The sequence below is a fragment of the Actinoplanes sp. GCM10030250 genome, assembly GCF_042666575.1.
Lineage (GTDB): Bacteria > Actinomycetota > Actinomycetes > Mycobacteriales > Micromonosporaceae > Actinoplanes.
Window position 1 is genome coordinate 183,279 of sequence record NZ_JBHTDO010000015.1, and the last position, 8,398, is coordinate 191,676.

General features: G+C 71.5%; 8 protein-coding genes. 2 read left to right on the plus strand and 6 right to left on the minus strand.

Annotated elements, in window-relative coordinates; genetic code table 11:
• Window positions 1-310: 310 nt before the first annotated feature.
• Window positions 311-1,186, minus strand: coding sequence for an inositol monophosphatase family protein (locus tag ACFQV6_RS20870; RefSeq protein ID WP_378029201.1), 876 nt, complete (start codon window positions 1,184-1,186; stop codon window positions 311-313).
• A gap of 133 nt (window positions 1,187-1,319) precedes the next feature.
• On the opposite strand from ACFQV6_RS20870, the gene ACFQV6_RS20875 reads away from it, so the two are divergent.
• Complete coding sequence (locus ACFQV6_RS20875; protein WP_378029202.1) at window positions 1,320-1,700, plus strand: VOC family protein; 381 nt, start codon at window positions 1,320-1,322, stop codon at window positions 1,698-1,700.
• A 113-nt stretch (window positions 1,701-1,813) separates the two neighbouring features.
• Here ACFQV6_RS20875 and ACFQV6_RS20880 read toward each other — a convergent pair whose 3' ends face one another.
• The 3 genes from ACFQV6_RS20880 to ACFQV6_RS20890 all read right to left on the minus strand — a co-directional run bounded on the left by ACFQV6_RS20880 (window position 1,814) and on the right by ACFQV6_RS20890 (window position 6,091).
• Window positions 1,814-2,173: an STAS domain-containing protein gene (locus ACFQV6_RS20880; protein WP_378029203.1), complete on the minus strand. Its 360-nt coding sequence runs from the start codon at window positions 2,171-2,173 to the stop codon at window positions 1,814-1,816.
• A gap of 109 nt (window positions 2,174-2,282) precedes the next feature.
• The gene (locus tag ACFQV6_RS20885; protein ID WP_378029204.1) at window positions 2,283-3,110 is read right to left on the minus strand and encodes an ATP-binding protein; all 828 of its coding nucleotides are present in this window, start codon (window positions 3,108-3,110) and stop codon (window positions 2,283-2,285) included.
• Window positions 3,111-3,328: 218 nt separating this feature from the next.
• Window positions 3,329-6,091 carry a DEAD/DEAH box helicase gene (locus ACFQV6_RS20890; RefSeq protein WP_378029205.1) on the minus strand — a complete coding sequence of 921 codons (2,763 nt, stop codon included), beginning with the start codon at window positions 6,089-6,091 and terminating at the stop codon, window positions 3,329-3,331.
• Window positions 6,092-6,279: 188 nt separating this feature from the next.
• On the opposite strand from ACFQV6_RS20890, the gene ACFQV6_RS20895 reads away from it, so the two are divergent.
• Window positions 6,280-7,020 carry an HAD family hydrolase gene (locus ACFQV6_RS20895; protein ID WP_378029206.1) on the plus strand — a complete coding sequence of 247 codons (741 nt, stop codon included), beginning with the start codon at window positions 6,280-6,282 and terminating at the stop codon, window positions 7,018-7,020.
• Window positions 7,021-7,200: 180 nt separating this feature from the next.
• On the opposite strand, the gene ACFQV6_RS20900 is transcribed toward ACFQV6_RS20895, so the two are convergent.
• Together ACFQV6_RS20900 and ACFQV6_RS20905 are read right to left on the minus strand one after the other, a co-directional pair.
• Window positions 7,201-7,356 carry a hypothetical protein gene (locus ACFQV6_RS20900; protein WP_378029207.1) on the minus strand — a complete coding sequence of 52 codons (156 nt, stop codon included), beginning with the start codon at window positions 7,354-7,356 and terminating at the stop codon, window positions 7,201-7,203.
• 89 nt (window positions 7,357-7,445) lie between these two features.
• Window positions 7,446-8,345, minus strand: a complete 900-nt coding sequence (locus tag ACFQV6_RS20905) for a diacylglycerol kinase family protein (RefSeq protein WP_378029208.1) — start codon at window positions 8,343-8,345, stop codon at window positions 7,446-7,448.
• Between the last annotated feature and the right edge of the window lie 53 nt (window positions 8,346-8,398).

Consider the following 8,398-nt stretch of genomic DNA (forward strand, 5'->3'; position numbering starts at 1 on the left):
ACCCTAGGAAAATCAGTGATCCTTATCGATGGTTAAGGCCATACCGTTTGCCGCCTGAGTAACAGGTGATGGCCCCCGGCCGCCTCGGGCCGGCCCAACGTGGGTAGCTGCACACGTTGGGGTTGCGTGTCCACGGGCAAGGCCTATGACGTGGGTAAACGCGCACACAACCCCAACGTGCGCACCTGTCGTCGCCGTCGGGCACCGCCAAGCCCCATCGGACACGGCGCCGGGCAGCGGGCGGCCGTGGCGGCAGGTGGGGGCGGCAGCGGCTACGGGTGGTGGGGTGGTCAGTGGGTGGCGGGGAGGGTCAGCGGGTGGCGGGAGTCGCGTTCAGGAGGCCGAGGGCCTCGTCGCGGAGGTCGGCGTTCGCGGCGAAGAGGGAGGGGCCGGCTCCGGGGGTGGTCCGCCCATTCAGGCCGCGATAGAACCCGCCGGCCTCCGCGATGATCAGTGACGTGGCGGCGAAGTCCCAGATCGAGCCGCAGGTCTGCACCGCCACGTCCAGGTCGCCGCGGGCGATCATCAGGGGCGGGTGCAGGGGCCACTCGCGTTCGTCGGCCAGGTCCAGCAGCGGGGCGGCCACCTCGCGGCCCCAGCTCGGCACGACGCCGAGCCGGCTGCCCTCGATCTTGCGGGCGGCGTCCGCGGCCACCCGGATGCGGGTCTCGTCGAGGATCCGGTCGTCGTGGAGCTTTGCCTCGTACGCCCCGGTCCCGAGCCCGGCCCACCACATCCGCCCGATGGCGGGCACCACCGCGACCCCCGCGGTGATCTCGCCGTGTTCCTCCAGCGCGACCAGGACCAGCCATCGATCGTCCCCGGCCACGAAAAGCGCGGTCCCGTCGATCGGATCGATGATCCATCGGCGCCCGCCGGCGCCCGCGGTCCCGCCCTCCGCGCTGATGCCCGCGGTCCCGCCCTCCCCGCTGATGCCCGCGGTCCCGCTTTCCGCGCTGATGCCCGCGGTCTCGCCCTCCTCCTCGCCGAGGATCGCGTCGCCCGGCCGCGCCGCCACCAGGATCTTGCGGATCGTCGCCTCGACAGCGCGGTCGGCCAGGGTCACCACCGAGCCGTCTTCCTTCACCTCGCGGGGCAGGTCGGCGAGGGTGGCGAAGTGCCGCATCGCCTCGGCGGCACCGGCGATCGCCGCTGCCCGGGCCAGAGAGAGATCGTCGTTCACCATCCCATCCTGCCCGCCGCCAGGTGTCGCGGGTGCCGGCTCACGATGAACACCGTGCCAAGATTTCCGGGTCGCGATCGGACGGTGCCGCGTCGCCGGCCTCGCTGCGCGGCCGGCCGCCGCCTAGGGTTGGATCATGCATCGAAGCCGGCTTTTCGGATTGTTCATCGACACCCCGTCCGACGAGGCTGCCACCGCGGCCACGTTCTGGTCGAGCGCACTGGGTACGCCCGCGCTACCGGTCCCCGGCGAGGAGGAGTTCATCCAGCTCCAGGGTGCCGTCGCCGGTTTCGCCGTGGACGTGCAGGCGGTCGGTGACGCGCCCCGCTACCACGTGGACATCGAGACTGACGACGTCCCCGCCGAACGGGAGCGCCTGATGGGCCTCGGCGCTGAGATCGTTGTTGATCACGGTGGCCACACGACGCTGCGTGCTCCGGGTGGCCATCTGTTCTGCGTGGTACCGGTTCAGAGCGAGCAGTCGCTGTTCGACAGCACGGCCCGCACCTGGTCCTGAGACACCGGGCCAGAGCACCGACCGGGCTCCGGGTAAAGGCGCCCGGGTGGAGACGCCCGGGTGGACACGCCCGGGCGGGAGGCGCCCGGGCGGGAGGCGCCCTGGACGACCGGTCAAGCCTCCAGATGGAACAGGTCGGCGGCGCGGGTGGCGCTCAGCAGCCAGCGCAGGTGGGGTTGCGGGTCGTGCAGGTGGCAGGTCGCCTGGCGCGCCTCCGCCACCCGCCGCGCCGCCACCAGCATGCGCAGGCCGGCCGCGTCGCAGAAGTCGACCTCGGCCAGGTCGATGTGCACCTGGCGGACCGGTGAGCCCAGGCCGATCACGTCGTACACCTGGGCCAGGTCGAAGAGCTGAGTCTGCAAGGCGGAGACCGACATCGCGTCGAGGCTGCCCCGCAGGGTGATCAGCAGACGGTCGCCGTCGCGGGTCCCGGCGATCCGGGTGCCGCCGGAACCCGGCCCAGTACCTGTCATCCGAGAGCCTCCGGGTCGGTCAGCCGGCTTGCGGCCGAGAAGCGGGTCGGCCGGCGCCCGAGAAGGAGATCGGTCAGCGGCAGAAAAGGAATCGGGCGGGGCGGATCGGTCAACCGGTCTCCGGCCGGCCTCGGACGATCGCCCACACGAGCTTGCCGCTGCGGGCCGGCAGTGCGCCCCAGGCGGACGCCGCCGCGCCGACGATGCGCAGCCCCAGGCCCCGGTCTTCCAGGGAAGGGCCGAGCGGTCCGGTGACCGGATCGCGCAGCCGGGGCAGGATCGGATCACCGTCGTAGACGGCGAGATGGAGCGCGGCCGCAGCACCGGAGCCGCGCGGGGAGACGATGACCTCGACGTCGGTGCCGGCGTGTTCGGCGGCGTTGACAACGAGTTCCGAGACGACGAGGCGGGCTCGCTGGTGCAGGTGTTCCAGGTCCCATTCCCGGCACGCGTCGCTGACCAGGGAGCGGGCCGATATCGCGGCTGCCGGGTCGGGCGGCAGCGCCAGGTGCATCCGGTTGTGCAGGACACGGCGGCCCGCGACCGCGGCACGGGCCTGGGAGACGCCGGCGTACAGGACCAGCCAGTCGCGGGCGCCGAGCCTGGTCATCCGGCGGGCGAGCGGCGCGTTCGCCCGGGCGCAGAGGGCGATCGTCACCGGCGGTTCCATGGCCGCGCCCTGCGAACAGGCGGTGAGCCACAGCGGGGCGCTCGCCGCGTGCGGGTCGCTGAGCTCGTGAAGGTCCACGACGATACCGGTGGGATGTTCCGCCAGGCATTTGTCGAGGACGATGCGGGCCTGGCCGGCGAGCGATCGGTCCCAGCCACCCCACACCGAGAACTCGATCACCGTGGTGTCGGCGTCGATGACGGCCAGCACCGAATCGGCCACGGCATCACCGGACCAGCCGATCAGATGCGGTGAGCCCGCGCCCATGGTGTCCTTCCCGGGTGTCCGCGCCTTCCTCCGATGGGTCAGCGGCGAGCATGCCGCCGCCGCAATTCTTGATTTGTCCGGAAGATCTCGTCAACGGAGATTCACCATCCGCGACGATCGCCCTCGGGGGACGGCCGCCCGGCACCGCGCCGTCAGACGACGTTGCCCTCCCCGCGGCACTCGCGGGAAGGGCATCGTGAGCGGGGAGAAACGGCTGCTCACACACCGCCCTGCAGAGCGAGCACCCCACGCTTGACCGCGGTGACAGCCTTGCGGGCGGTCTCCTTGACGCTCGGCGAAGCGGCACCTGCATCCCGGATCTGCCCGAGCAGGTCCAGAACCTGCCGCGCCCACCGGACGAAGTCACCGGCCGGCATGTCGGTGTCGTGGTGGGTGCCGCTGGCGAGCACCCGGGCGAGCGGTTCCCCGCGCGCCCACCGGTACATCGGCCAGACGAAGCCCGGATCGGGTTCGCGGGTCAGCGACAGGCCGTGCTCGCTCTCGTCGGCCGCGATCTCACCCCAGAGCTTGGCGCAGGCGTCGACCGCCGCGGTGACCGGTCCCTTCGGCACCGAGGCACGGTCCTCACCCTCGCGCCGTGACTCGTACAGCACCATGGAGACGGCGGCGGCAAGCTCCTCGGGGGCCAGGCCGTCCCACACGCCCTGGCGCAGGCACTCGGTGACCAGCAGGTCAGCCTCGGACCAGATCCGCCCGAGCGTCCGGCCGGCGTCGGTGACCTCGCCGTCGGCGGTCAGATAGCCCCGGGTGGCGAGCACACCACAGACCAGATCGAAGGTCCGGGCGAGCGAGCCGGTCCGCCCGGCCACCTTGTCCCGCAGCGCGTCGGTGTCGCGCAGGAGCCGATGCCGGCGCTCGGCCCAGCGCGCGTGGTCCTCCCGCTCCGGGCAGGCGTGGCAGGGGTGCTGCCGGAGCTGCACCTTGAGCAGGGAGATCTCGGCGTCCTCACCCGGGTCGGTCCGGCCGCGGCTGCGCCGCCGCTCCGGGTGACGGTCCAGACCGGTGTCGCTGACCTGGGCGGCCAGGTCGCGGCGGGCGCCGGGTGAGCGCGGGTTGAAATTCTTGGGTACGCGAAGCCGCGCCAGAACCTCGACCTCGCCACCGAACTCGCCGGGACTGACCCGGCCGGCCCAGCGGTCCTGGGTGAGCACCAGCGGCCGCGGTTCCCCGAACCCGCTGGTCGCCGGCTCCAGCACCACGGCGAGCCCGGCCCGGCGGCCCTGCGGCACTCGGATGACGTCACCGATGCGCAGCCGCTCCAGCGAGGAGACAGCTGCCGACCGGCGCTGCGCCACCCCCTGGCGGGACAGGGATTTCTCCCGGTCGGCGATCGCCACACGCAGCCCGAAATATTCGTCGAAGTCACCGTGGTGACAGGCGGCATCCTCACCGTACGTCTGCATGGTCTCGACGTTGCGCTGCACCTGCCGTGCCAGGCCGACCACCGATCGGTCCGCCTGGAACTGGGCGAACGACGACTCGAGCAGCTCGCGCGATTTCTCCGCGCCGACCGAACCGACCAGGTTGACCGCCATGTTGTAGGACGGCCGGAACGACGAGCGCAGCGGATAGGTCCGGGTGGAGGCGAGCCCGGCGACGTGACGCGGGTCGACATCGGGGCTCCACAGCACCACCGCGTGGCCCTCGATGTCGATGCCGCGCCGCCCGGCCCGGCCGGTGAGCTGCGTGTATTCCCCCGGGGTGAGGTCGACGTGCGCCTCGCCGTTGTATTTGACCAGCCGCTCCAGGACGACGCAGCGGGCCGGCATGTTGATGCCCAGCGCCAGGGTCTCGGTGGCGAAGACCGCCTTGACCAGGCCCCTGACGAAGCACTCCTCGACCGCCTCCTTGAAGGCGGGCAGCATGCCGGCGTGGTGTGCGGCGACACCGCGCTCCAGACCGTCGAGCCACTCCCAATAGCCCAGCACCGAGAGGTCCTCGGCCGGGATGCTCGCCACCTTGGCCGAGGCGATGCGGCGGATCTCGGCGCGCTCGTCGGCGTCGGTGAGCCGCATGCCGGCGGCGAGGCACTGCTGCACGGCGGCGTCACAGCCGGCCCGGCTGAAGATGAACAGGATGGCCGGCAGCAGCCCGGCACGCTCCAGGCGGTCCACCACCTCGGCCCGGGGCGGTGGCGTCCAGCGGCGGCCCCGGCCACCACCGCGCCCGTTCCACCCGCTGCCGGCCCGGTCGGTGAGCTCGAGGCGGCGCTCCATCTCCCGCGTGTAGCGCAGCAGCTCGGGATGGACGTCGTGCTTCTTGGCCGCGTCGGCGTCGTGGAACAGGTCGAACATCCGGCGGCCGACGAGCATGTGCTGCCAGAGCGGCACCGGCCGGTGCTCGCTGACCACGACCTCGGTCTGCCCGCGGACGGTGACCAGCCAGTCGGCGAACTCCTCGTAGTTGCTCACGGTGGCCGACAGCGACACCAGCGTGACCGACGCCGGCAGGTGGATGATCACCTCTTCCCAGACCGCGCCGCGGAACCTGTCGGCGAGATAGTGCACCTCGTCCATCACGACATAGGCCAGATTGCGCAGCTGGTCGGAGCCGGAGTAGAGCATGTTGCGCAGCACCTCGGTGGTCATCACCACCACAGGCGCGTCGCCGTTGATCGCGTTGTCGCCGGTCAGCAGGCCGACCTTGTCGGCGCCGTGGCGCTGCACGAGGTCGTGATACTTCTGGTTGGAAAGTGCCTTGATCGGTGTGGTGTAGAAGCACTTGCGCTCACCCGAGCGCAGCGCCAGGTGCACCGCGAACTCACCGACCACGGTCTTGCCCGCACCCGTCGGGGCGCACACTAGCACGCCACTGCCCCGCTCCAGGACCTCGCAGGCCTCGCGCTGGAAGTCGTCCAGGTCGAAGCCGACATCCAGCATGAATTCCTCGAGGGCCGGGAACTCGGCGACCCGCGCCGCCCGCCTCTTGGAAGCCGCATACCGCTCGGCGGGACTAGTCATGAACCCCAGGCTAGTTCGTGGATGTGACACTTTGCGACACGGAGGCCGCCACCGGGCCGGCGGGTCGCGAGACCGGGGCCGCCACCGGGCCGGGCGCGTCGCGAGACCGAGGCGGCGACCCGGGCCGGGCGGGCCGGGAGGCGGTGGTGGCTGCCGGGCCGGGGGAAGCGGATCGGTATCGTGCAACCGTGCCGGATGCGATCGAACCGACGGAACACCCTCCCCATCCCGTGCGGCCGGTCGAGGCGGTGCTGTTCGACTTCCACGGCACGCTCGCCCAGGTGGAGGATCCGCTGAGCTGGGTCCTCGCCGCGGCCGCTGCCTGCGGTGCGGCACTGGACCGGGGCAAGGCCACCATCCTGGCCGACCGCCTGCTGACCGCCGGGCGCGCGGGAGGGCCGCTGCCGCACCGGGTGCCGCCTCATCTGGCCGAGCACTGGGCCGACCGGGATCTCTACGCGCACAGCCACCGCGCCGCGTACACCGGGCTGGCCTCGACCGTGCACACCGACGTCGAAGGGCTGGCTGACGCCCTCTACGACCGCCTGCTGGTACCGGACGGCTGGCTCCCCTACCCGGACACCGAGCCGACACTGCGCAAACTGCACGACGCCGGTATCAAGGTGGCGGTGGTCAGCAACATCGGCTTCGACATCCGCCCGCTCTTCGCCAGCTGGGGACTCGAGGGCCTCATCGACGCGTACGCCCTCAGTTTCGAGGTCGGGCGCACCAAGCCGGACCCGGCGATCTTCCTGCGCGCCTGCGGCATGCTGGGCGCTGATCCGGAACGGACTCTCATGGTCGGGGACACCCCCGCCGACGCCGGGGCGGTCCGCGCCGGCTGCGCCGCACTGGTCCTGCCGGCCGCCGAACCCGGCCGCGCCAACGGCCTGGGCGCGACGCTCGCGCTGGCCGGCTGCACCCGCTGATCAGCCAGCACCCGTTGATCAGGCCGCACCTGTTGATCAGGCCGCACCTGTTGATCAGGCCGCACCTGTTGATCAGGCCGCACCTGTTGATCCGGCCGCAACAACATCTTGATGCCGCAACCGCTGGTTGATCACGCGTAACGACTGCGCGATCAGCGGTCGGGTGTAACAGCTGAGCCGTCAGGCGTAGCAGTCGAGGGCGATACCCCGCCGGCCCTTCTTGGCAGCCTCCGTGGCCTGCCGCTCCGCGACCCCGTCGTTGCTGGTGGCAGCGTCGGCCATCGCCTTGAACGCCTCCCGCGCACTGCCGAAGACCGACGAAGCCTTGGAAGCCATCGAAGCCATCGAAGCCGAGGAAGCGCTGGTGCCGATCGAGTTCGTCATGCCAGACAGTTCGGCCCGTCCACGCGAATCTGACACCCAGCTCACCGGAGCAACCGAACCGCACCCGGGACACACGTGATGTCCAGCGGCAGGGAGCCGAGGCGCTCACCGTCCGCGTACCCGACGATGCCCTCGGCCTCGATCCGCACCCGCCGCGCCCGCAGCAGGGTGACCTTGGGATCGGTCACGTGCGTACCGTGCCGCAGCCTCGGCTTCAACCTGGTCAGATGCACCCTGCCCAGCGGCGCCGCGAAGATCACGTCGAGCAGCCCGTCCGCCGGGTCCGCATCAGGCACGATCCGCATTCCACCGCCGTAACTCGCACAGTTACCCACCGCCACGATCTCCGCGGAGAACCGGTGCGCCACATCGTCGGCGTAAACCGTGTAATTCCGGGCCCGCAGCCGCGCCAGCTCAAGCAGAATCGCCAGGTCATAGCGCCGCGGACCCTTCGGCCGCCGCATCCGGTTGGCCCGCTCGTTCACCAGGGCGTCGAACCCGGCCGCCAGCACCGCACAGAACCACCGCCGCTCACCCTGAGCATTTTCGGTCAAGGCCAGATCAAATCGGTGGTCCCTCTCATCTCTGAGGGCCGCGCCGATCGCCTCCGCGGCAAGGATCGGATCATCGGGTACGCCTACCGCACTCGCGAAGTCGTTCCCGGTCCCCGCAGGCACCACCCCGAACCCGACCGCACCACCGGCCACCGCCTGCAACGCCCGGTGCACCGTCCCGTCCCCGCCGACCGCGACCACCGCCACCGCGCCCTCGCCGACCGCCCGATGGCACACCGCCTCAGCCTCCGCACCACTGCCCGCCTCCAGCAGCCGTACGGCCCGCCCGCCCACGCCCAGCGCCTGCACCACTCCCGGCAGCAGGCCCCGATACCGGCCCCGCCCCGCCGACGGATTGGCCAGCACCGCGATGAAGTCGCTCCCCACAGCCGACGACGCTACGCTCCCCCACCCCACCCACCCCCGCCAGGCATCCCTCC